General features: G+C 63.8%; 11 protein-coding genes and 1 pseudogene. 2 read left to right on the forward strand and 10 right to left on the reverse strand.

Translation table 11 applies throughout. The annotated features are described in order from the left end of the window. The first annotated feature begins 31 nt into the window (after window positions 1-31). Window positions 32-856: an AraC family transcriptional regulator gene (locus QMK32_RS06785; protein ID WP_283473844.1), complete on the forward strand. Its 825-nt coding sequence runs from the start codon at window positions 32-34 to the stop codon at window positions 854-856. Here QMK32_RS06785 and QMK32_RS06790 read toward each other — a convergent pair. The 10 genes and pseudogenes from QMK32_RS06790 to QMK32_RS06835 form a co-directional block, all read right to left on the reverse strand. After that, window positions 853-1848, reverse strand: coding sequence for an alpha/beta hydrolase (locus tag QMK32_RS06790; RefSeq protein WP_283473846.1), 996 nt, complete (start codon window positions 1846-1848; stop codon window positions 853-855). The two genes, QMK32_RS06785 and QMK32_RS06790, sit on opposite strands and share 4 nt — an antisense overlap. Then, window positions 1845-16451, reverse strand: coding sequence for a non-ribosomal peptide synthetase (locus tag QMK32_RS06795; RefSeq protein WP_283473847.1), 14607 nt, complete (start codon window positions 16449-16451; stop codon window positions 1845-1847). Before QMK32_RS06795 ends, QMK32_RS06790 begins: the two co-directional genes overlap by 4 nt. Before the next feature lie 287 nt (window positions 16452-16738). Next, window positions 16739-18781 carry a PhoX family protein gene (locus tag QMK32_RS06800; protein WP_283473849.1) on the reverse strand — a complete coding sequence of 681 codons (2043 nt, stop codon included), beginning with the start codon at window positions 18779-18781 and terminating at the stop codon, window positions 16739-16741. A gap of 82 nt (window positions 18782-18863) precedes the next feature. Then, complete coding sequence (locus QMK32_RS06805) at window positions 18864-19589, reverse strand: amino acid ABC transporter ATP-binding protein (RefSeq protein ID WP_283473852.1); 726 nt, start codon at window positions 19587-19589, stop codon at window positions 18864-18866. 3 nt (window positions 19590-19592) lie between these two features. Continuing rightward, window positions 19593-21294: pseudogene (locus QMK32_RS06810) on the reverse strand (ABC transporter substrate-binding protein/permease). 128 nt (window positions 21295-21422) lie between these two features. After that, window positions 21423-22187, reverse strand: a complete 765-nt coding sequence (locus QMK32_RS06815; RefSeq protein WP_283473854.1) for an LLM class F420-dependent oxidoreductase — start codon at window positions 22185-22187, stop codon at window positions 21423-21425. Between the two features lie 36 nt (window positions 22188-22223). Next, window positions 22224-22736, reverse strand: a complete 513-nt coding sequence (locus QMK32_RS06820) for a TIGR04338 family metallohydrolase (RefSeq protein ID WP_283473855.1) — start codon at window positions 22734-22736, stop codon at window positions 22224-22226. A 10-nt stretch (window positions 22737-22746) separates the two neighbouring features. Continuing rightward, window positions 22747-23076, reverse strand: a complete 330-nt coding sequence (locus tag QMK32_RS06825) for a TfoX/Sxy family protein (protein WP_283473856.1) — start codon at window positions 23074-23076, stop codon at window positions 22747-22749. Between the two features lie 5 nt (window positions 23077-23081). After that, window positions 23082-23213 (reverse strand): hypothetical protein, encoded by a 132-nt coding sequence (locus QMK32_RS06830; RefSeq protein ID WP_283473857.1) that lies wholly within the window; start codon window positions 23211-23213, stop codon window positions 23082-23084. Next, window positions 23210-24028, reverse strand: a complete 819-nt coding sequence (locus QMK32_RS06835) for a DUF2786 domain-containing protein (protein WP_283473858.1) — start codon at window positions 24026-24028, stop codon at window positions 23210-23212. Before QMK32_RS06835 ends, QMK32_RS06830 begins: the two co-directional genes overlap by 4 nt. Window positions 24029-24231: 203 nt before the next feature. On the opposite strand from QMK32_RS06835, the gene QMK32_RS06840 reads away from it, so the two are divergent. Further along, window positions 24232-25503 carry an ABC transporter substrate-binding protein gene (locus tag QMK32_RS06840; RefSeq protein WP_283473860.1) on the forward strand — a complete coding sequence of 424 codons (1272 nt, stop codon included), beginning with the start codon at window positions 24232-24234 and terminating at the stop codon, window positions 25501-25503. Window positions 25504-25528 lie beyond the last annotated feature (25 nt).

Consider the following 25528-nt stretch of genomic DNA (forward strand, 5'->3'; position numbering starts at 1 on the left):
GTGTGGAAGTCCAGACTCCTACACTCGGCGTGTGGTGGATAGGAAAAACGCGACAGCAACACATGCGGGCGTGCTGCGACCCGAAGAGTTGGCGCAGCACGTCGATCTCACGCGTTTGCCCTGCGCGCCGTCACTGGACCCGTGGGTCGAGAACTATTGGCTCCTGCGGTGGGAGTTGCCGTCCGGCAGGACCTACAGCACCTCGACGCTGCCACACCCGGCCTGCACGTTGAGTATCGAGCACGGTCATTTACGCGCCGGTGTCATCGATCCCGTGGTCGTGACCGGAGTACTCACCAAACGCTTCGATGTCACACTCGCAGAACGGGGCTGGGTCTTCGGCATCAAATTTCGGCCCGGTGGATACGCGAGCCTGACCGACACCCACGCTCGAACGCTGCGCGACGTGCCGGTCGCCCCACCGACCGCATTTCGGAAAGGCACGGTCGCCGCACTCGCCGAGTTGGGGCCGCACCACGATCCGGACTATTGCCGAATCGCCGTCGACACGGTCTTGGCGCCCTACGAACAGCCGGCCGACTCCGACTACCTGGAGGTTCTGGACATCGTGTCGGTGATGCTCCACGACCGATCGCTGGTGCGTGTGGGTGGCGTCGAGCAGCGGTGCGGTATCGGCGCTCGGCGGCTGCAGCGATTGTTCGAACGCTACGTCGGGGTGACCCCGAAGTGGGTCCTCGGGCGGTACCGCATCCATGACGCCGTCAGTGACCTCGACGGCGGGTTCACCGGTTCGTTGGCCGATCTGGCAGCTCGGTACGGCTGGTTCGACCAGGCGCATTTCACTCGTGAGTTCACCGAGCTGATCGGGGTAACGCCGAGCACCTACCTCCGCTAGCCGGTCAGCGCACGCTCCAACGTCGGCCACGATGCACGCAATGCGTCCTGCCAGTACATCCACGAATGTGTGCCGGGGGAACCGAGATCGAAGTGTGCGGGGATACCCAGTTCGTCGAGTCGTTGCTCGAGTCGCTCGGAGCAGCCGTTGGTCACTGCTTCGATGAGACCACCGATGACGACCTGGTCGGGCAGCGGAGGCGCTCCGGCGGGTCGGACGACTCCTGGCATGTCGAACCGTCCGGGCAGTCCGGTGGAATTGGAGACGAACAATTCCAGTCCGCGTAGCTTCTCGGCGTTGACGTAGGGATCGTGCTCGACCCAGCGTGGGTCGCTGTCCGGCCCCCACATGTTCTCGACATCGCCCTTGCCGCGACCTTCTACCAGTAAGCGAATAAAGTTGCGTCCCAACGGATCCGAAGTCTGCGCACAACCGCTGTACGACGCCACTCCGCGGTAGAGGCCTGGTGCCTGGATCGCCAGGTCGAGGACCGAACCGGCAGACATGGACAGCCCACCGATGGCGTTGACGCCGTTGGCGTTCAGTGCGGCGTCGAGGACGGGCGGTAGTTCCTGGGTGAGGAAGGTCTGCCACTTGTTGCGTCCGAGTGCGGGGTCGTCGCGTTCCCAGTCGGTGTAGTAGCTCAGGTACCCGCCGACGGGAATGACGACGTTGACGTTCTTGTCGGCGAAGAAGGCGGCCATGTCGGTCTGCTTCAGCCAGTTCGCGCCGTCTTCGCCGCCGCCTGCGCCGTTGAGCATGTACAGCGTCGGACGCGGTACCGACGTGTCTGCGGGCCGGAGAACTTGGAGTTGGATGACGCGGTCCATGGACGGCGAGTAGACGTGGACGTTCCAGCGGGTGTCGTCCACCTGCTCGATCCGGTCGAGCGTTCCCACTGCCGCAGTGGCGGGTTCGGCGACCGCCACGGTCGTCGGAGCGAGGAGAAGTACCGCCGTGATCGCCAGGATCAGCCTTCGCACAGTCTTCATCGCTGCACCTCGCGTCGGATGTAGTGATCGATCAGCGATCCGATGGATTTCAGTGCAGTCTCGGATGTCATCTGCCAGTGTGTGTTCGGTATGGACACTGTGGTGATTTCGCCTCGAATGTAGGGGTGCCATGTTGCGAGTCCTTGCCGTTCTTCGTGGCCGGCCGCGACGTACAGTACTTCGCCGTCGTACACGCCGGGTTGGTGTCGGGTGGAGATGTCGTGATTGTGGCGTGCGGAACCGAGGAGTCGTTCGACCTCGTCACGGCTGAGTACACCGGAGCCCGAGACGAGATCCGACAGCGATTCCAGCGATATCCGCTGATCGTCGATACCGGGTAGGGCAACACCTACTGCGTGCATCAGATCCGATGCAGCCATGTCGGTGTCCCAAACATTTTCGGGCCCAACGGCGTGAGCGTCCAACATGATGAGCGAATCCACTTCCTTGCCGGCAGCCCGCAGCGCGACGGCAATCGCGTGCGCGATCGTTCCGCCGAGTGACCAGCCGAGCAGGTGGTACGGGCCGTCGGGTGCGATCCGTTCGATCTCCCCGATGTACCGCTGAGCCAGATCGTCGAGTGAACCGGGAAGGTCGGTGAGCCCGGGTGTCTGAATACCGTAGATGGGCCCGGCCGTGTACTTGTCCAAACCTGCGTAACACCAGGACAATCCGATGATCGGGTGAATGCAGAACAGCACTGCCTTGGGCCCTCCTTCGCGAATCGGGAACACCACGTCGAAGGAGCTACCGACGTCGGCGCCCGAATCCAGGAGTGATGCAAGAGATTCGGGAACCGGATCGGCCAAGAGTGCCTGGAGTGAAAGCGTGGTACCCGTCGACTCGCGCAGGACGGTGAGCATCCGCATCGCGCTCAGCGAGGTCCCTCCCAGTTCGAAAAAGTTGTCGGTGACCGACACCTTGTCCACTTTCAGAACCTCCGAGAACGATCGAACGACGGTATCTTCCGTGGCTGTTGTCGGGGGCCGGTATGCGCTGCGAAGCCCGGAGAAGTCCGGTTCCGGCAACGCGTCGACATCGAGTTTTCCGGTGGGAGTCCTCGGGATCGTGGTGAGAACCATGACGGCTGCGGGAATCATGTAGCCGGGCAGTAGTGCCCGAACATGGTTGCGGAGAACATCGTGACCGGCGAGCCCGTCGTGGGTGACGAGAACGTACGAGACGAGCGCGGTATCTCCCGATGGACCTGGACGGCCGAGCGTGACGGCGAAGTCGACGCCGGGATGTGTCGACAGCGCTGCATCGATTTCGCCGAGTTCGACGCGGAAGCCGCGCACTTTCACCTGGTGATCGAGCCGACAGCTGTAGCGGAGTGTGCCGGTTGCCGTCCACCGAACGATGTCGCCGGTTCGATACATCCGGCCGTGTCCGAATGGACTTGCGACAAACCGTTCGCTGCTCAGACCCGGCCGGCCGTGATAACCGCGTGCGAGTGCGGGTCCGGCGACGTAGAGCTCACCGGGAACGCCGACCGGTACGGGGTGCAGGCGGGTGTCGAGAACGACGGCTTCGAACCCGGTGATCGGCGTGCCGATATCGATCGGTGACCCGTTCTCGACTGGGCCGAGCGTCGAGATGTCCGTAGCCTCCGTGGGGCCATAGCCGTTGAGCATGAGCCGCCCGGGTGCCCACCGAGTCACCAGTTCCGGGCTGCAGGCTTCACCGCCGACACAGACGACTTCGAGGTCGGTCAGGTTCTCGGGATCGAGGGTCGACAATGCCGAGGGCGTCATCAAGGCGTGCGTGACGCGCTCTGCTCGTAGGAAGGCCGTCAGTTCGTCGCCGCCGAGGATCTCCGGCGGTGAGATGACGAGCGTGGCTGCGGCGGACAGCGCCGACACCATCTCGCCGACGGCCATGTCGAAGCTCGGTGATGTGTTGTGCAAGAAGCGCGAGAAGGACTGCACTCGGTGCAGCTCGCGCCGCGATGCCGCGAGATTGGCGAGACCGCGATGGCTCACCACCACTCCCTTGGGCATACCGGTGGATCCCGAGGTGTAGATCATGTACGCAGCCGTATCGAGATCGACGTAACCGTTCGATTCGGTGGATCCTATCGGAGTCTTCGGTGCGCTTTCCTGTTCGGCGACATGCTCTTCCGAGTCGAGCTCGAGCCAGGTGATCCCGGTCGGCAGTGCCGATACGTGCTCGGCAAGAGTTATTCCCATGACCGCACCGGAATCGGTGACCATGTGTTCGAGGCGGTCGGCCGGGTATGCGGGATCGACCGGAACGTACGCGGCGCCGGTCTTGGCCACCGCCCATACCGCGAGGACGGACTCCACCGAACGAGGAAGCCCCAGCGCTACAACCGTTTCCGGGCCGATGCCGTAGCCGAGAAGCACCCGGGCGAGCTGTGTCGATACGACATCGGCGTCGGCATAGGTGTAATCACGGCCGCGCCAGCGCACGGCCACGCCGTCGGGATTCTGCGATACCGCCGAAGCGATCAGCTCCAAGAACGTACACGGCTTCGGTGCATCAGCGCCGTGTACCGGTGCCAGTGCACTGCGTTCGGCGGCGTCGAGGATGTCGATGTCGCCGACGGGACGCGACGGCTCGGCAACCGCGGCGTCGAGGATCATCTCGAATCTTCCGGCGAATCCGGCGACGGTGTCGGCGTCGAACAGGTCGGTGCTGTAGCGCAGAACGCCACGAAGTCCGTGGTCGGTTTCGGTCAGAGTCAGCGCTAGATCGAAACGTGTGACCCCCGGTTCGTAGGGGAACTCCGAGACGGTCAGACCCGGTAGATCGATGGTGTTCGGGCGCTCGTGCTCGTACGCGAGAAGTGCTTGGAACAGCGGCGAGTGCGAAGTCGACCTGGTGGGCCGTAATGCTTCGACGACCTTTTCGAACGGAATGTCGGCGTTCGCGAATGCATCGAGATTGCGCTCTCGCACCTCGCCGAGCAGCTCTGCGAAGCTCGCCGAAGGCCGGATCTCGGTGCGCAGCACGAGAGTCCCGACGAACATGCCGACGACGTCGTCGAGCACACCGGCCCCGCGGCCGGACACCGTCGTCCCGACGGCGATGTCGCTGGTACCCGACAACCGTGCGAGCAGTATCGCGTATGCGGCGTTCATGACCATGAAGGTCGAGGCACCGTGACGATGGGCGAGGGAGCGTGCGGCGGTGAACATGCGATCGTCCAGCTCGAAGGTGACCTGGTCGCCGCGCTGCGATGCGACGGCGGGTCTGCGGCGGTCGGATGGGAGTTCGAGCAGGTCCGGCAGACCGTCCAAGGTGGTTCGCCAATATTCGAGTTGGCGGGAGGCAACCGAATCCGGATCCTCGGTGGACCCCAGGACGCGGTGCTGCCACAGGGTGTAGTCGGCGTACTGCGCGGGCAGCGGAACCCAGGGCGCAGGCGCTCCGTGTAGTCGCGCTGTGTAGGCGATGAGGATGTCGCGAGTCAGTGGCCTCATCGAGACCCCGTCGGCCGCAATGTGATGCACCACGAGCAGGAGTACGTACTCACCGGCTCGTGTGCGCAGAAGCGATCCGCGCAAGGGAACCCCAGCCGTGACATCGAAGCCCCGCCCCAGAATCTTGGCGGTCTCGGCCAGCACGGCACATTCGTCGAGGTCGACCGGCGTCAGGTCCAACCCGACCTCGTCGGCATCGAGGATCACCTGCTCGGGTTCGTGGCCGCCGGAGTACGTCGTACGCAGGGATTCGTGCCGATCGAGCACGTCCCGCACGGCAAGCGCGAGCGCAGCCGCATCGAGCGTCCCGGTCAACTTGACGGCCAACGCAATGTTGTATGCGGCGGAGTCGGGATCGGCTCGGTTGAGCAGCCACATCCTGCTCTGCGCCGCGGACAGTGGAATGCGCTGCGGTCGCGGACCAGCCGTCAGCACGGGAAGCTGCGAACGCTCAGCGGCATCGAGAGCGACGGCAATGCCTGCGACGGTGGGGGAATCGAACAGAGACCGCACGGGCAGCGAGGTTCCGGCACGTTCGTTGATGCGCCCGACCACACGCGTGGCGACGAGGGAATTGCCGCCGAGGTCGAAGAAGTCCTCGTCGGACCCCACACGGTCCAGATCGAAGACGGTGGCGAACACCTCGGCGACGAGTATCTCGCTGTCGGTTCTCGGTGCGAGGAATTCTCGCTCTACCTTCACCGGTGCGGGTAGCGCCGACCGATCGAGCTTGCCTGCCGCTGTTACCGGGACCGATTCGATGATCGTCACCGATCGCGGAACCATGTGCGACGGCAGAGTCCGACGGGCATGGTCGACGAGGTCGGCCGGAACCGGTGAACGACCCACTGCCGGAACGACATAGCTGACGACGGCATCGGAATCGATATCGGAGACAGCGTTGTCGACGTCGGGATGTCGGGTGAGGACTGCGTCGATCTCGCCCAGTTCGATGCGGAAACCGCGGACCTTGACCTGCGCGTCGGCGCGTCCGAGGAACTCGAACGAATTACCGAGACTGCGGACTCGGTCGCCGGTGCGATAGAGGCGGGTTCCGCGTCGCGAGAACGGATCGGCCACGAAGCTGGCCGCTGTCGTACTGACCTTGCCGTGGTAGCCACGAGCGAGGGAGTCCCCGCCGACGTAGAGCTCGCCGATCACCCCGCTGGGTACCGGATGGAGTCGAGAATCGAGAACGTACGCGCTGACTCCGCGTATCGGTCCGCCGATTCCGAACCGTAGCTCAGGGTCCAGTGGCCCGTCGATGGTCGGGGCGATGGTGGCCTCGGTGGGGCCGTACGCGTTGAACATCGCGACCCGGCCTGCCCAGGTCCGAACCAGCTCGGTCCCACTGGCTTCTCCGCCGACGACGACGGTATTCAGCTCGGGTAAGGCGTCGGGGTCCACCGTGGCGAGGGCGGCGGGAGTCACGAAGGCATGGGTGACTCCGCGCAGGGCCCGAGTCAGTTCGGCGCCGCCGTAGATGTCGGGTTCGGCGATGACCATCGTGCAACCGGTGCCGAGAGGGAGCAGCATTTCCAGTATCGAGGCGTCGAAACTTGCCGACGCGAAGTGGAATGTGCGACTGACGTTGTCCAGCCGCAATCGTTCACACAACTCGGCGCTGAAGTTGGCAAGGCCGTTGTGCGTGACCGCCACGCCTTTCGGTGTCCCCGTCGAACCGGAGGTGTAGATGATGTACGCGCAGTGCTCCGGGCGCAGCGTGTGTATTCGGTCGGCGTCGGTGATCGGGGCCGCCGATCCAACCGACGGGTCCAGCTCGCTGGGGCGAATCCAGTGCACGGATCCGACTCCGGGCGAGCTGTCACCGGGCTGACCGATACCCAGTTTCGCACCGGAATCGGCCAGCATGTGTTCGATTCTGCCTGCCGGATAGCGCGGATCGATCGGGACGAACGCGGCGCCCGTCTTGGCTACCGCCCACAGCATCAGAACGGCGCTCGCACTGCGTCCCATCATGATTGCGACCGAAGATTCCGGACCGGCTCCGCGTGCGATCAGTTGTCGAGCGATGCGAGTGGATGCATCGTCGAGTTCCGGGTAGGTCCAGACGATATCGCCGTCCTCGAGTGCCGCGGCGCCGGTCGAGTTGACCACAGCCGATGCCAGCAGCTGCGGCAACGTACGTCGGCGCAGCGCGGGGCTGCCCTGCAGCACTGTGGGATCGGCCAGGTCGATGTCGCCGATCACTGCGTTGGGATCGGCGGTGGCAATGGCAAGAATGTTGACGAAGTGCCGGGCGAAGGAGACGACCGTCGAGGCGTCGAACAGATCTGTTGCGTAGGTGAATGTTCCGTGCAAATCGGCGGGATCGATTTCGAGTTGCAGATCGAACTTCGCGACGGCCGCGACACCGGTGACCGGAGCGACGACGAGCCCAGGCAATTCCACCGTCGGCGCCGCATCGTCCACGGACAACATGACCTGGAAAAGAGGGTGATGTGCGGTCGACCGGGTGGGCGCCAGTACCTCGACAAGTCGATCGAAGGGGACGTCGGCATTGCTGTAGGCGGCGAGGTCGCGGTCGCGAACCCGGTGCAGCAGTTCGGTGAAGCTCGCCGCGAGATCGATCTCGGTTCGCAGGGTGAGGGTGCTCACGAACATGCCGACCATCTCGTCGAGCGCCTCTTCGCCGCGACCTGCGACGGGCGTGCCGACGGTGATGTCGCGTTCTCCGGACACTCTCGCCAACAGCACGGTCAGAGCGGCATGCAGAACCATGAACGGCGTCGTCCCGGTGCGTTGCGCGAGTGCGGTTACGGCTCGGCGGGTGTCGTCGGTGACGGTGAATTCGGCGGTAGCGCCGCGGTGCGACGCGGCGGCGGGGTGTGGACGGTCCGTCGGCAGCGGCAGTCGTTCGGGTACGCCGCGGAGTTCGTGCTTCCAGAAGGCGAGCTGCTGGGAGATCATCGAGTCCGGATCGGACTCCGATCCCAGTACCTCGATCTTCCACAGCGCGTAGTCGGCGTACTGGATCGGTAGCGGAGTCCACGTCGGTGCGGTTCCGTGAGCCCGAGAGGTGTAGGCCGCCATGATATCCCGGGCCAGTGGACGCATCGACCAGCCGTCCGCGGCGATGTGGTGGGTGATCACCATCAGTACGTGTTCGTTGGGGCCGAGCCGGAGCATGGCTGCCCGGATCGGTGGTTGCGCGGTGACGTCGAATCCGCGTCCGGCCATGCTCGCCAGCGCTCCGGCGAGATTGCGCTCGGTGGTGTCGGTCGTCGGCACCTCCAGTGTGGCGGATTCCAGCACGACCTGGCGTGGGCCGTCCGGGGAATCGGGATAGACGGTCCGCAGCGATTCGTGCCGCTCGACGACGTCGAACACTGCCTGCCTAAGCGCATCGGTGTCGAGGTCTCCGGTCAGGCGAATGGCGCCCGCGATGTTGTACGCCCCCGAAGCCGGGTCGAAGCGGTTGAGCAACCACATGCGGTGCTGGTTGGGTGCGAGCGGAATCGACTCGGGGCGCACTGTGGTGCCGAGGGCGGGACCGCAGTGCCCGTGTGCGAGTTGCGCCGACAGTGACCGAACGGTGGGGTGATCGAAGAGGGCTCGCACACCGATGTTGCTGCCGAGCTCGGAATTGACCCGCGCGACGACCTGGGTGGCCGTCAGCGAATTCCCGCCGAGTTCGAACCAGCCGATAGTCACTCCGACGTCGGATCGACCGAGTACATCGGCGAAGATCGCGGCCACGGCTGCTTCGGTGTCGTCGGCCGGGGAGATCACCTCGGCCGACTCGCCGACCGGCTCCGGCAACGCGGACCGATCGAGTTTGCCGTTGCGGCCGAGGGGCATGCGCGTCAGCGGCACGTAGACGGTCGGAACCATGTAGGCCGGAAGTTCGGCTTCGGCGCGGCTGCGGATCTCCTCGATCGACGCCGTTCCGGATACATAGGCGACGAGTGTCTCGGCGGGAGTGGAGCCTGCGGAATGACTCACGTGGGCGGCGCCCGATCCGTGCACGGTGACGACGGTGGACCCGACGCCGGGTGTGCGCAGGATGGATGCCTCGATGTCACCGAGTTCGAGACGCTGGCCACGGAGCTTTACCTGAAAGTCGTTGCGGCCCAAATATTCCAGCTCGCCGTCAAGGGTCCACCGAACGAGATCTCCGGTTCGGTAGAGCCGAGTGCCGCTACCGAACGGGTCGGGCACGAATCGTTCCGAGGTCAGCGCGGCCCGCCGGAGATAACCGCGTGCGAGTTGTGCACCGGCGAGGTACAACTCGCCGACTGCGCCGATGGGGACGAGACGTAGAACCGGATCGAGAACTCGCAGCTGGGTGTTCCACACCGGGACGCCGATCGGAACCAGCGAGTCGGCGCCGGGCTCGGTCTCGTGGAACGTGACGTCGACAGCGGCCTCGGTAGGTCCGTAGAGATTGTGCAGCGAGGTATCCAGCGCGGCGTGGAACCGTCGAACCGTCGACCGCTGCAGTGCTTCACCGCTCGCGAAGACGTGCCGCAACGACGTGCACGCTGCGCTGTCACCGTACTCGAGGAACAGATCCAACATCGACGGAACGAAGTGCGCGGTGGTGATCCCCTGCTCCTGGACCAGGCCCGAGAGATACTTGGGATCGCGATGGCCTTCGGGCTCGGCGATGACGGTTCGGGCGCCGGTGAGATGGGGCCAGAACAGTTCCCACACCGAGACGTCGAATGTCGTCGGCGTCTTGTGCAGTACGACGTCGGACTCGTCCAACGGATAGGTGTCCTGCATCCAGAGCAGACGGTTGACGATCGAGGCATGCGACACCGCCACACCTTTCGGCATCCCGGTGGACCCCGAGGTGAAGATGACGTACGCCGTGTTCTCCCCGTGGGGGGCAGCCTTTCGTTCCCACGGTGCGATGGGCCCGGTACCGAACCGTGACAGGTCGAGGGTGCGCGGGTCGATGACCGGTGCAGTCGCTTCGAAGTGGGAACCCAATATCACAGTGGGAGAACAGGTATCGATCATGTAGGCGATTCGTGTGCCGGGAAGGGTCGGGTCCAGTGGTAAGTACGCAGCACCTGCGTGCACGACGGCGTGGATGGCGACGAGTTGATCGATGGATCGCGGCAGCGCGACGGCGACGACCGACTCCGGACCGACACCGCGGGAGAAAAGGAAACGCGCAAGGCAGTGAACCCGTGCGGCGAAACTGCCGTAGGTCAACGAATGCTCTTCGAACACCACGCAGGTCTCGGACGCGTACGTGCGGGATGCCGCGCTCAGAAGTTCCGTGAGCGTCGTTGGTTCGATCTCGCGGTCGTTGGCATTCCAGTCCAGGGTCAGCGCTTCGCGTTCGAGCTCCCCCAACACATCGATATCGATGAGGGCGCCATCGGGACGGTCGGTCATCGCCGTCAGTACACGCTGCAAACGCTCGGTTATCGTCGTGACCTGCCCGGGCGAGAACGCGTCGGGTGAGAACCTCAACATCATGGTCAGATCCGGTTCCAACACCGTGACGAGCGTCAACGGATAGTGCGTTGCATCCTCGACCGCGACGTCGAGCACTCGCATCCCGTCGATATCGGTATCGGACCGCAAGGCACTGCGATCGATCGGGTAGGACTCGAAGACCGTCAACGTATCGAACATCGCCCCGGGGCCTGCCGCACCCTGAATATCGGCAAGTCCGACGTGATGGACGTCGAGCAGTTCGACCTGCTCGCTCTGCAGCCGAGCCATCACCGTCCGAACAGAATCGGTGGCGCTCGATCGCACCCGCACGGGCAGGGTGTTGATGAACAGTCCGAGAGTGTCCGTCGCGCCGGGCACCTCGGCAGGCCTGCCCGAGACCGTCGCGTCGAACACGACATCACTGCGAGTGAGCAAGGAAGACAACACGATCGACCACGCAACCTGGACGACGGTATTGACCGTCACCGCTGCATCCTTCGCCAGCGCCGCGATGGCGTCGCGGTGGACGCGAACGGACACCTCGCGCGGCAACAGCGACGTGCCGTCCGCGGAGTTGGTTGCGGGCGCGAGGAGAGTCGGTTCGTCGAGCCCCTCCAGCGCGGTGACCCAACGCTCGCGGGCAGCATCGTGGTCGCGTTGGGAGAGCCATTCGAGATAGTCGCGGTACGCCCTGGCGGGGGTCGGGATCGGGGCGTCGGTGCCGTACAGGACCAGCAGATCCTTGATGAAGATCGGCATCGACCAGCCGTCGAACAGGATGTGGTGGTTGGTGACGACCAGTTGTGTGCGGCCGGCGCTGTGCAGCAACGCGAACCGGACCAGTGGGGCCGCTGCCATGTCGAATCTTCGCAGTCGTTCCTCGGCGATGATCCGCTCCGGATCGGTGACGGTCTCCTCACGCCACGGCACGTCGACGTCAGTGAGGATCACCTGCACCGGCAAACCGCGTGCGTCGTGAACGAACGCAGCGCGAAGGTTGTCGTGGCGATCGAGTAGGCGCTGCGCTGCGCGACGCAACCGCGGGCTGTCGATATCGCCGTCGAGCTCGAACACGATCTGGGCGGCGTAGACGTCCACGCTGTCACGGGTCAGATCGGCATGGAACATCAGCCCGCGTTGCAACGGTGCCAGTGGCCACACGTCTTCGATCCCGCCGAAACGGTCCTCCCACAGATCGATTCGATGCTGATCGACCTGAACCAGAGCCGCGTCGGCGGGAGTCAGACCGCCGGCCGACGGGTCGTTGGCGTGCGCGGAGAGTTCACCGATCGCAACGGCCCACAGCGATGCGAACTCGCGTACCTCGGCGTCGGTCAGCACCCCGTCGGGATAGCCGATTCGAGTCGACAGTCGTTTCCCCGCAAGCACGACGTTGATGTCGATCACCACGTCGGTTGCAAGATCCTCGCCGCTTCCGCCATGAACCTCGGCCGTCATATCCGGAATCCACCCGACGCCGAGGAGGGCGTCCGAAGTGTCCGCTACCCGTCCGAGGTAGTTGAAGCTGATCTGTGGGGTGGGAAGTCCGTCCAGAGCCCCGGCTGCGCGCAGCGACCCGTATCCGGTGCCGCGGGCGGGTGTCGAACGAAGCTGTTCCTTGACCGCCTTCACCGTCGCAGCAGGATCGGAAGCGTCGGGCACCGAGAGCCGGACGGCGTGCACGGTGGTGAACCACCCGACTGTTCGTGTCAGATCGGCGCCGGGAAGTAGTTCTTCGTCGCGGCCGTGACTCTCGATCGACACCAACTGCGACGTGCCGCGCCAACGGTGAAGAGCCAGCGCCAATGCCGTCAGGAGAGCATCCTCGGGGCCCATCCGGTACGCGGTGGTGAGCGGACCCAACACGGCGGCGGTGACGTCGGCGTCGACGTCGAGTTGGACTGTACGCGTGCTTGCCCCGGTGTCGCGCTTCGAATCGAGTGGTCGGGACCCGATCGGGGTGCTTTCACCGTCGAGGATCGATATCCATCCGTCGCGTTCTTTCGTGAAGTCGAGTTCGGCGAGACCGTGCGTCCATCGCCGCATCGAAGTCCCCGAGGGCGCGAGCGTGATCGCATCGCTGCTCTGTGACCAGGCCGACGCCAGGTCCGGCACGAGAATGCGCCAGGACACGCCGTCGATCACCAGGTGGTGGGCGACGATGACGAGCCGCGCCCAACCATCGCCCACGACAGAGACCAGTTGGAGCATGATGCCGTCTCGTGGACGGAGTCGCCGGCCCGCGCGTCGGGCGGCGCCCTCTATCGCTGGACCGAATTCGGTTTCGGAACCGACTGTTTCGTGCGAGATCACCGAATCCGGGGACGTGGTTCCTGGCTCGGCGACGACCAGGTTCTCCCCCACCCAGCGTGCCCGCAGCATGTCGTGATGATCGAGGACGGCCGCGACGGTACGACGGAGCCGTGTCGGGTCGAGGTCGGGCGGCGAGGTCAGGACGAGTGCCTGGTAGAAGCTGTCGAGGTCCGCTGGTTCGTCGGCGCGGGCGCACACGCTGCGCGCGATCGGAAGCAGCGGCATCGGGCCGACGCCACCGCCGTCGAGCTCCGCGAGCTCGACTCGATCGGCCCTATCAGCCGCAACCTCGGCGAGGGCGGCGACGGTACGACGCTCGAAAACATCGCGCGGGGTGAAGATGACGCCGGATTCCTTCGCCCGAGAAACGAGTTGAATGGCGATGATGCTGTCGCCACCGAGGGCGAAGAACGAATCGTCGATGCCGACGGAGTCGAGACCGAGGACGGCAGCCATCGATTCGGCGATGGCCAGTTCGACGAGGCCGGTTGCCGCGCGGAAGGCAGTAGTGGTCCTGGTGTCGATGGGATCGGGCAGTGCCGAGCGGTCCACCTTGCCCGTGGCCGTCAGGGGCACCGCCTCGATCTCGATCAGGTGTACCGGAATCATCTGTGTCGGAAGGAAATTCGACGCCAGAGCAATCAGGGACTCGCGATCGAAAGTGTGATCCGGCTTGATCTTGACATAGGAGACGAGTTGGGACCGACCGCCGTGACGGAAGATGGTCGAGACGACGAAGTCGGTCGAGGCATGCCACGCCAGCACGGCATCCACTTCACCCAACTCGATGCGCAGCCCGTGCAATTGGACCTGGAAGTCGCTGCGGCCCACGAACTCGAGTTCGGCCCGAGCGACGTCGGCACCCCGCCACCGCACTACGTCACCGGTCCGGTACAGCCGGGTTCCGGACCCGAACGGATCGGCAACGAATCGCGCCGCCGTCAGATCGAAGCGGCGGTGGTAACCGCGCGCCAGGCCAGGCCCGCCGACGTACAACTCACCCGTCGCTCCGGACGGAACTGGTCGTAACCAGCGGTCGAGTACGACTGCCGATGCGCCTTGGAGCGGACGGCCGATGGTGATCGAGTGTGGGTCGTGCTGCGGCTCGGTCATCGTGACGACGATGGTGGACTCGGTGGGGCCGTAGCTGTTTCGAAGATCGGCGACGCCCGCCAAGCGCTCGATCAGATCTGGTGGGCAGACATCGCCACCGACGACGACGGACTCGAGCGAGGTGACCTCTTCGACGCCAACGGTCGACAGGAGGGCGGGAGCGGTGATGACATGGGTGACGGCGTGCTCGGACATCACTTGCGTCAGCTCACGCCCGCCGTACACCTCGGGAGGCGCGATGACCATGGTGGCACCGGCACTGAACGCAGCGATCATTTCGAAGATCGACGCGTCGAAGCTGGAGGAGGAGAAGCGCAGAACTCTGGAGGCGGTAGTCAGCCCGAGCTCGGGCCGCTCCGCCGCGGTGAATGCACTCAGTCCGCGATGGGTGACCAGGACGCCCTTCGGTGTCCCCGTCGAGCCCGAGGTGTAGATCGTGTACGCGGCGTGGTCGAGAGCGAGAGTGCACCGGCGGTCGGCGTCGGTGATCGGAGCCGAGCTTCGTTCGGCGAGTTCTTCGGTCAGTGCCTTCTCGTCGAGGGACAACCAGTGGACGCTCTCGGGGAGTGCCGCGGCCAGTGAACCGGTACTGAGGCCGATCAACACCCCGGACTCACCGACCATGTGCGCGATGCGTTCTCGCGGATACGTGGGATCGATAGGGACAAACGATGCCCCGGACTTGGCGACCGCCCAGAATGCGAGAACCGAGTCGATCGACCGTGGGAACGCCACCGCGACGACGGTGTCCGGGCCTGCGCCTCTAGCGATCAGAGCGCGCGCGAGAGCGTTGCTGGAGAGGTCCAGTTCGCGGTACGTGAGCGTGTACGTCCCGGCGATCAGCGCGATACCGCCGCGATTGCGGGCCGTACCCGCGGCGAGGATCTCCGGCATCGAGGCAGTCTCGGCGGCGGCGGGTCCGCGCGCAGGCACGAGCGCTCGTACTTCTTCGACGTCGAGGATGTCGAGCCCCAGGACCGGCGCCGACGGTTCGCTGCCGAGGAACTGCGCCAGGAGCCCGAGGAATCGACGGCGAAGATCGTGGAAATCCCCTTCGCTGTAGACATTCGGGTTCGCCTCGAAGTCGATTCGAGATCTGCCGCCCCCGACGCCGGGGTAGAGGTTGACCGACAGATCCTCGACCGGTCCGGTGGACAGCACGTTGAACAACCCGGTCACAGGACCCAGTTGCACTGTGTCGTCGTACGCCATGATGTTGATCGCGGGTCCGAAGAACCCGCGTTGCTCGCGCGGCATATCGGCGTCGCGCCGGATGTCTTCAGCGCGGTATCGCTGGTGACGCAGTGCGCCCGTCAGCTCGAGTTGAACGTCAGCGACCAGGCCGGCAATGGTGGTGTCCGAGCCGATGCGGACACGGATCGGCAGCACGTTGGAGACCATGCCGCCCGAGCGGCGGAGCAACGCAGTGGTGCGGCCCGCAACCGGCAGACTCAACACGATGTCCTCGGCCCCGGTGAGCGCGGACAGGAATGCCGCGACCGCGGCGACGGCTATCGGCGCGAAAGCGGAATCGAGCCGGTCCGCGGTACGTGCCAGCGCCATCTCGAGCATCTCCGACAGCGGTTCCCCGCAGATCCGCGACCGCGACGACGGTGGAGCGGCCATCCCGGCTGGGCTGGCCGGCGCCGGCATATCGCGAGTCTTGTTCATCCAGTACTGGCGATCCTTGCCGAACCGGGGTGAAGCCCGGTACGCCGCTTCCGCCCCGTAGATGTCCACGAGGGCCCCTGCCTTCGACGGCGAAGGATCCTGGCCCGCGACGACGGCGGAGTAGATCTCGGCAGCACGATTGATCAACCGGACCGCCCCGTAGCCATCGAGTGCGATGTGGTGGCTGCGGGAATACCAGAAGATGCGGTCCGGGGAGATACGGATGATCGCGAGGCTGGTGAGTGGGCCACCGACGAGATCGATCGGTTCGCAGTACGCAGCCTGCATCCAGTCCAGTGCGGACTGCTCAGGATCGACGGCATTGCTGAAGTCGATCCGGACCGTGTCCTCGCCTCGAGCGGCGTCGACGTATTGGTGTGGCTCCCCATCGATTTCGACCAGGCGAAGCGATCCCGCCCCGAGCTCGCGAACGGTGCGCCGAACCGCGTACAGCATCAGCTCGATATCGACGGTTCCGCGGATGTCGAGATAATTCGCAATGGTGATGGGGACTTCGGGCATCAAGTGCTGCGCGAACCACAATCCCTTCTGCGCCGCGGTGAGCGGGAAGGGTGCGGCGTCAGCGGCGGATGCACGGTCGCTCTCGTCCGAACGTACTTCCAGTGATTCAACCGAATCCACAATGTGCTCTCTCAGTCGGGAGCATCGGTACCGGAGTGAGGCGCCGGGTCATCGCAAACTGAACGTTGCCCGATACGCTGTTTGCATTCGTGATGTGAAACCCAACTGCCGGTCTGTCCTACCGAGGTTTACACAAGCGTTACCGAGGGTCAACCGGAAACGGGAACACGCCGCTCCCCCTCGAGAGAAGTCACAGGGGGCGTCGACGGTTTGAATGACGACTACTAGCGACGAAGGCCCACACAGCCGCCATCCAGCAGCTATGCGGGCCTCAGGGGCACCGGCGACTAGGTTTTCCAGACCGCAACCATGGCGGGACGCGGCTGAGAATCACCGCCATCGGGCCAGTGCGACATCGGGTTGTCGGCAGATGCCTCGTCGAACTCACCCGGATGCTGGACTGCGACGACGACGCGCTCGTCGGAGATGATCGGACCGCACGTCTCGCCCCCGGCAGGGACGGTCAGGAACTGACGCGTCTCTCCGCGCCGTTCGCCGTCGAGAACCACCGCGAACAAGCCGTCGTTCGACTCCAAAGCGTTGCCGTCCGTGGAGATCCACAGGTTGCCCTTGGAGTCGAAAGCCAGGTTGTCCGGGCACGAGATGGGACTGACCTGAGTTTTGTCGAAGCCGCCGAAATAGGTGTCGGCCTCGTTCGGATCGCCGGCGACGATGAGAAGGTTCCACACGAACGTGGTGCCTGCATGGTCGTCGTCGATCTCGAGGATCTGGCCGTTCTTGTTCTTCTCTCGTGGGTTGGCCTCGTCGGCGGCGGCTTTCCCATCGGTGCCACGCTTGGTGTTGTTGGTCAGGGCTACATAGACCTTCCCGGTCACCGGGTTCGGCTCGAAATCCTCTGGTCGGTCCATCTTCGTCGCGCCGACCTTGTCTCCGGCCTGACGGGTGAACACCGCCACCTCTTCGGCGGACATGCCGTCGACCAGCGATTCGCCACGGCCGTCGTCGCCGGTACGAAGGAGCGGAATCCACTCACCTTTTCCGGCGAACTTACCGGCCTCCGGAAGCGTCCCGGTGCCGTCGATCGCGTCGGGGGCGTCACCGGTGAGTACGGCGACGTACAACGTGCCCGCATCGAGAATCGTCAGATTGTGACGCATCGCTGCTTGACCGTTGCCGGGCATCATCTTTCGGCTGGAGACGAACTTGTACATGTAGTCGAACCGCTCGTCGTCACCGCTGTACGCGACGACGGTGCCGTCAGCGGTGACGTAGATGGTTGCGGCCTCGTGCTTGAACCGACCCAGTGCCGTGTGCTTGATCGGAACCCCGGTCGGATCCCACGGGTCGACCTCGACGACATAGCCGAACCGGTTGACCTCGTTGGGTTCCTGGGCCAGATCGAACCGCTTGTCGAAACGCTCCCACTTGCGATCACTGGCCGCGCCCTCTATCCCGTAGCGGGCGAGTCGCTGCGCGGCAACAGGATCGGTGACGGATTCGGCATTACCGAAGTATTGGTTGATGTTCTCTTCACCGGACAGCACGGTGCCCCACGGGGTGAGGCCACCGGAACAGTTGTTGAACGTTCCGAAGACCTTGGTGCCTGTCGGATCAACACTCGTCCTGAGAAAGTCACTACCCGCTGCGGGGCCGGTCAGCAGAAACTCCGTCGTGCCGGTGATACGACGGTTGTACTTGCCGAGCTCCGGTGTCAGTGCGCCGGAACCGGACCGACCCGTCACCTGGACTACGGAAAGCCCATGTGCGGCAAGGGCGATATCGAACTGCGCACGCGTCGGATTCTCCGCGTCGTATCCCTTGAACAGGAACGGCTCGGTGGTGTACTCGTGATTGACCACGAGAAGGTAGGCATTCGGCGTGCCCTCGATCGGCAACAGCCCGGCAAAATCGTTGTTGTACCCGAACTGCATGTTCTGCGCGGCGGCGGTCTGATTGTCGAAATCGAACGCGGGGGCACCCGCAAGGACTGGATCACCCCACCGAATGATGACGCCCTGCTCGTAGCCCTGAGGAACCACGACGGCATCTTCGGTGTTGGGCTCCACGGCGATGAAGTCGACGCCGTCGACCGGTGGTGTGCTCATCTCGCCGCTCGAAGCTGTCGGGCTTGCCTCGTCCGTGCTGCACGCGGCAAGCATGCTTCCGGCCCCGACCGCCACGACCGCCATCGCTCCTCCGCGGAGGACGCCGCGGCGCGTCATCGCAGTCTTGACGATGTCGCCGAAGTACTGGCCCTTCGAGGTGTTAGGGATCTCGTGGAAGCAGGCGTCACCGCACTTGTACTTGCACGTCAAGGAGGAACGCGCGGAGCTGCCGTCGTGGACCGAAAGGATCGGAAGAAGCTTCATGCCGCGAACGGTGACAGGTCGAAACGAAAGCGGGGAAACGCCGAGGTGAACGGCAGGCGATATCGAAGTGCCGCGCAGTTGCCTACAGGACCTGCGAGAGGAACTGCTTCAGGCGATCGGTATGCGGGTCGTCGAAAAGTTGTTCCGGGGTACCGGTTTCGATGCCACTACCGTGATCCATGAACAGCACCTTGTTCGACACCGAACGCGCAAAACCCATTTCGTGCGTGACGACGACCATCGTCATACCGCCGGAGGCGAGGTCGGCCATCAGTGCGAGCACACCCTTGACCAGCTCAGGGTCCAGCGCCGATGTGGCCTCGTCGAAGAACATCACCTCGGGTTTCATGGCGAGTGCCCGAGCGATGGCGACGCGTTGCTGTTGACCACCGGAGAGGTTACCCGGGCGTGAATCTGCCTTGTTCGACAGACCGACGAGCTCGAGTTGCTCCATCGCTCCAGCGCGCGCCTCATCCTTCGACTGCCCTTTGAGCTTGCGTAGGCCGAGCGCGATATTGTCCGCGACTGTTTTGTGCGGGAACAGGTTGAACTGTTGGAACACCATGCCGATGCGCTGACGCAATTCGTCCGGATTGTCCTTCAACACGGATTTGCCGTCGAGCAGGATGTCACCCTGGTCGGGTTCGTGTAGGCGGTTGAGCACACGGAGCAACGTCGACTTGCCTGATCCCGAAGGCCCGATCACCGTGGTGGTTCGCCCCGCATCGACGTGAATATTCACGCCTCGGAGCACCTTGTTGGTACCGAAAGCGAGATGAATGTCGGTGCCGGTCAATGAAACAGCCATTACTTACCTCTCCACCACGATTGATACTTCCAAGGGATCGAGCGTGCCCGAAGTATCGGCCTTACCGGAGCGCATGCGCTTGTCGATGAAGTTGACGAGGTGCGTCAGCGGGATGGTGAGGATCAGATAGAACACGCCCGCAGCCAACAGTGGCGAGAGATTACCGGTCTGTGCAGCGGTGTCCTGCCCGACCCGAAACAACTCGCGCTGCGAGGCCAGCAGGCCGAGGAAGTAGATCAGTGAGCTGTCCTTGATCAGCGAGATGAACTGATTGACCGTGGCAGGCAGGACGCGTCGGATGCCCTGAGGCATGACCACCAGGGCCATCGAACGGCGGTAGCTGAACCCCAATGCGCGTGAGGCCTCCATCTGACCCGCATCGACACTTTGAATACCGGAACGGAAGATTTCACCGAAGTACGCGGCCGACATCAACGCCAATGCCGCGATGCCCAGCGGGAAAGGGCTACGGCTGCCGGTCAATTGGGTCAGCGTCGGACCGAAACCGAGACCGATGAGAAGAATGACGACCGCCGCAGGGAGTCCACGAAAGATATCTGTATACATCCGCGCCGGCCATCGGAGCCAGCGGGAGCGGGAGATGCCCGCTACCGCCAACCCGATCCCGATCACCGTGCCGATCACCCCTGACGAAGCAGCGAGAATCAGGGTGTTCGGCAATCCGACGGTGATCAGCTTGGGAACGGTGTCCCAGATGAGATCCCAATCGAAGAACGTGTCGTACAGATTCGACAGTGTGCTCATATCAGCTTGCAGGCAGGACGGAAGCCTTGCTGCCCGGCTTCCAGTCGGCGGGAACCTGGCGCTCCGGGTACCACTCGTTCTCGAGGGTATTCCACGTCCCGTCGGCGACGACGGCGTCGAGACCGGAGTTGAGAGCGTCGATCAACGGCTGATTGTCCTTGTTCACCGCGTACGCCGTGAAGTTGGTGGTGTTGATCGTCTTCTCGAGGATTGCGACGCCGTCCTCGGCCTTGACCTGACCGGAAGCCTGCTGCGACGGCGCGACCCACGCGTCGATCTGGCCGGACTTCACATTCGCGTACGCGGTGTTGTAATCCGGGAACCGCACGGGCTCGATACCGAGGGTGTTGGTGACGTAGTCGTCCTGGACGGTGCCCTGAACCACGCCGATACGCTGCTCGGTGTCGAGATCGGCGATGGTCTTGATCGCGTAGTCGTTCTTGGCGACAAGCGCCATCTCGCCGAAGTCGTATCCGTTGGTGAACCCGACGGTCTGGCGACGCGCATCGGTGGTGGAGATCGACGAGGAACCAGCGTCGTAGACCTTGTTGTTCACTGCGGCGAGCAAGCTGGAGAACTCGGTGGCCGAGAACTCGACGGTCAGGTTCAGCTTGGCGGCGACGGCCCGGAGCAGCTCGTTGTCGAAGCCGGTGAACTTGCCCGACGGGTCGATGAAGATGTTCGGCGGAGCGTCGGACAAGGTGCCGACGTACAGCTTGCCCGGCTCGATCAGACCGATGTTCGAGGTATCGATCTGATCGAGCGGGGTGACATCGTCCGTCGTGTACTTGTCGAGCGAAGTCTGGTCGGAGCCGGCAAGGGCGTCCTCGCCCGTTCCGCCCGAGCTGTTGTCACTCGAACATGCGACGGCGCCGAGCGTGAGAGCGAGCGTGGCAGCTACTGCGGCCAGGGTGCGGCCGCGTAAACGTCGACTGGTCAAGAGTGAACTCCTCGGTGCGGAAAACAAGTGAAATGACGTCCGAGGCTATCGCGAAGCCGCGAGCACCCGGAAATCAGATTGCCGCCAAGCTCAACCAGCACTCAGCGCAGTCCATTCCCGACCGGTGTTCACTGCTGACTGTTGCGCCATCCGATGGCGTCGCGCAGATCCGTCATGTCGTAGTCCGGGCCGCCGATTCCGACGGTGAACAAGGTGGCTCCGGCATCGAGAAACGCCGGTGCTTTGTCAGCCCCGGGCCACGGCACCGACTTCGTGATCACCGAGGTATCGCGCCCGACGGTGACCCCGTGCTCGGCGAGAATCCCGGACTTGCGCTTCAGCTCGTCGAGGTCGGCGAAGCTGTGCCAGATGTGCGCATACTCGGCGACCATCTTGAGCGTCTTCTTCTCCCCGCCCCCACCGATGAGAATGGGGATCTCGCGGGTAGGGGCGGGATTACCTACCGCCAGGCGATTGCTGATTCGAGCGAGGTTCTCGTTCAACAACTTCAGGCGCGACCCTGCGGTGCCGAAGTCGTAGCCGAAGTTGTCGTAGTCCTTCTGGTTCCAGCCGCCGCCGATGCCGAGGATCAACCTGCCGCCACTCATGTGGTCGACCGTTCGGGCCATATCGGCGAGGAGATCCGGGTTGCGGTAACCACCGCCGGTGACCAGTGCTCCGATCTCCACGTTGGACGTCTGCTCCGCCCACGCGCCCAGCATCGTCCAACATTCGAAGTGGGCACCGTCGAGGTCGCCGTACAGCGGATAGAAGTGATCCCAGTTGAAGACGATATCGACGCCGGCGTCCTCCGCGCGCAGAACCGCGTCGCGAATGATCTGGTAGTCGGGTGCGTGCTGGGGCTGGAGTTGAACGCCGATCTTGATAGTCATGACTTCCATGATGCGCTTCCTCGCAGCGAACCCGCTTCAACCGATCTTCACACCGTTCTCGGCCATGGTGGCACGCAGTAGGAAGCCAGCTTCCTGACCGATGATTTCCCCGACCAGTGTGACGAATCGATCGACGAACTCCCCGCCGTGGGAGGCAAGATCGGATCCTTCGGATTGCAAGTGGTGCGCAAGTTCGTGCAGGACTACCAGTTCGCGCAGCGCCCACGCCTCGTTGTTGCGGTGTAGAGGCACCGCAATGGTGTGGGTATCCCGCTCGTAGTGCGAAGCGCCGGTGCCCGAACGTTCACGGACCTGCACGACCGATCCAGCATGCGGCCAGGTTTCACGAACCCAGTCAAGCATCAAGATCGCGTCGATGTAGCTCTGCACCGACTCGATCGACGCGAACTTCCGTTCGATCGGCAGGGCGATGGTCGATCCGAACATTTCGACGGTGCGTAGTCCGCGCTCGTCTGCACGATCGAACATGACGCGAACCATGGCCTCGGCGTCGTAGACCTTCGAGCGTTGTGAGTCCCTGTTCTTCACCGATGCGATTTTATGCCCTGTGGTCCAGTGCCCTGTTCTCCAACGCAACCGCGACCCAGAACTGCAAGTCGGCGCCCCGGGTTTCCTCTGGCGAGACGGTGATCCACCCGGTGCTCATCTTGCGGCCACGCATGTCTGCACGCTGGGCTCCCGGACGGGCGATGAGCTCCTCGGTGCGCGACGGGTCGCATCTGACCAGTAGATCACCGTCTACTGTGGCGCCGACGGCGATCTTTCCGTCGATCATGAACTGCAGTCCACCGAACATCTTCTTTTCCACGACCGGTACCGAGGCCAGCGCCGAGCGAATCCGTTCCGCGAGCTGTTCGTCGTAGGACATCGGCGTCAATCCTCCGGTGGTAGGAGAGCGGCAACATCCAGTTTTGCAGGCTCTTCCATCGAGTGGGGCCCGATCGCACGAACGCCGTCCGCAACGACCCACACGGTGTCTTTGCCGTCGACGAGATGCTCCATCACCTGCCGAGTTGTGTCGAACCGCGCCCCAACTCGGGCTCGCCGCCCAAGCGTGCTGCGCGTCCCGCTCTGTCTCCTGCGGCACGTGCACCGCGGGAGTATCCGGCATTAGCGGACTGCCCGCGCCACGATCCCCGCGCTTTCGACGTCGAGGTGTAGAAGTCCTTCAGCTCGATCTCTTTGTTGCGCAGCACGAGTGCCGTCCCGGCGCCGAGCTTCTCCGCTTCGATTGCCTTCACCTCGGCCTCCTTCTTGACGCTCGCGAGCCGCTTGCCGATGCGCTCGGCGAATGCAGTGTGAAAGTTGAGCCGGGCGGTGACGCCGGCAACGACGACAACTTCTTGGCGTTTGTATTTTTTCCGACCGATGGTTTCCGTGACAGTGCGTACGGCTGTTTCGTTCCGGTAGGAACCTGACTTGATGTATGCGTCCGAAGCGCGGACCATCTGGATCAGCAGGCTCGAATACAGCGCTTCACAGGTGTCGATGTCGGAGTCGAAACCGTATGCGAACACCTGAGTCGACGATCGCGAGATGTCACATTTGACGTCGTTCGCACACGCAATGACGAGGAACAGCTTCACGAAGGTTCTGAGCCCCTTCTTGCCCGGCTCGCCGATCCTGATGACGCGTTGCGTCGGTGCTGCTTGCTTCTCGCGCGAGGCACTGTGCGACCGCGCCACCGCAAGGTCGATCGACGTCGCTGTGGCCAACCGCTGGGCGGCCTCCATGAACGCCTCCGCCTCGTGCGGATTGTCGGTGGATTCAGCTTGGCGTAGCAGTCCGCCGATGCGGGTCAACATCTTCTCCGAACTCACCGGTAGGACGCTACAACGCCCCACCGACAACTCGGTTGACCGATTCAGGTGGGGCGAAATAACACCTATCGGGTGAGTTGTGTGCCAGAGTGCGTATCGACATGTGCGTCGGGGGCAGCACAGTTGGTACATTACTGTGTTCGAACTCACTGTGCTCGTCCCCGACGCATACCAACGTGTACGAAGTTAGTGGAGAGACAACAATGGCGTCTTTGATCTCGAAGGTGGCGGTGCTGGCAACAGCTGCAACGCTACTGACGCTGACCGCGTGTTCCAGTGACAGCGGTTCCAGCGATTCCGCGTCGGAAAACACCGACGGCCGCGGCCCCATCACCTACGTCGAAGGCAAGGACACCACCGAAACCGGTGTCGTCAAGCAGATCATCGACGAGTGGAACTCGACTCACCCGGACGAGCAGGTCACGTTCAAGGAGCAGTCCAACGACGCCGACCAGGCTCACGACGACCTGGTCCAGCATCTTCAGGCAGAGCAGAGCGACTACGACGTGATGGCGCTCGATGTCATCTGGACCGCAGAGTTCGCAGCCAAGGGATGGCTCGTTCCGCTCGAAGGCGAGTTCGCGCTCGACAATGCGGGCATCCTGCCCTCGACCGTCAAGAGTGCCACCTACAACGGCACGCAGTACGCCGCTCCGAAGAACACCAATGGCGGTCTGCTGTTCTACCGCAGCGACCTGCTGCCGAAGGCGCCCACCACGTGGGCCGAGCTGACCAACGACTGTGCGGTCGCCAAGACCAACAACATCGATTGCTACGCAGGTCAGTTCGCATCGTACGAGGGCCTGACGGTCAACACGTCCGAGATCATCAATGCATACGGCGGATCGTTCGTCGGCGAAGACGGCAAGACCCCGACCGTCGACAGCCCGGAAGCAAAGGCGGGTCTGCAGGCTCTCGTCACCGCTTTCGAGACCGGAGTCATCCCGGAGCAGGACACCACGTTCAAGGAGCCCGAGAGCCAGCAGGCCTTCGAGGACGGAAAGGCCCTGTTCCTGCGTAACTGGCCTTACGTCTACGGCACTGCAGCCAAGGAAGGCTCCGCCGTTGCAGGCAAGTACGCCGTAGCACCGCTGCCCGGCGCAACCGGCGTCGGAACCTCGACGCTCGGTGGCTACAACGCTGCCATCAGCGAATTCTCCGAGAACAAGGCAACTTCCGCCGACTTCTTGCGATTCCTTCAGGGCGAGCAGGCCCAGCGCATCATCGCCGAGGGTGCACTTCCGCCCGTGCTCGGCTCGCTCTACGACGACCCGGCCCTCATCGCCGAGATGCCGTACCTGCCGGCGCTGAAGCTGTCGATCGAGTACGCTGTTCCTCGTCCCGTCAGCCCGTTCTACCCGGCCGTCTCGAAGGCCGTTCAGGACAACACGTTTGCAGCAATCAAGGGTGAGAAGTCGGTCGATCAGGCCATCACGGACATGCAGGCCGGCATCGAGTCCGCCGGTTCCAACTAGCCCGTCCGTTCCCGACCGTTCTTTC

Source organism: Rhodococcus sp. H29-C3 (assembly GCF_030063405.1).
Lineage (GTDB): Bacteria > Actinomycetota > Actinomycetes > Mycobacteriales > Mycobacteriaceae > Rhodococcoides.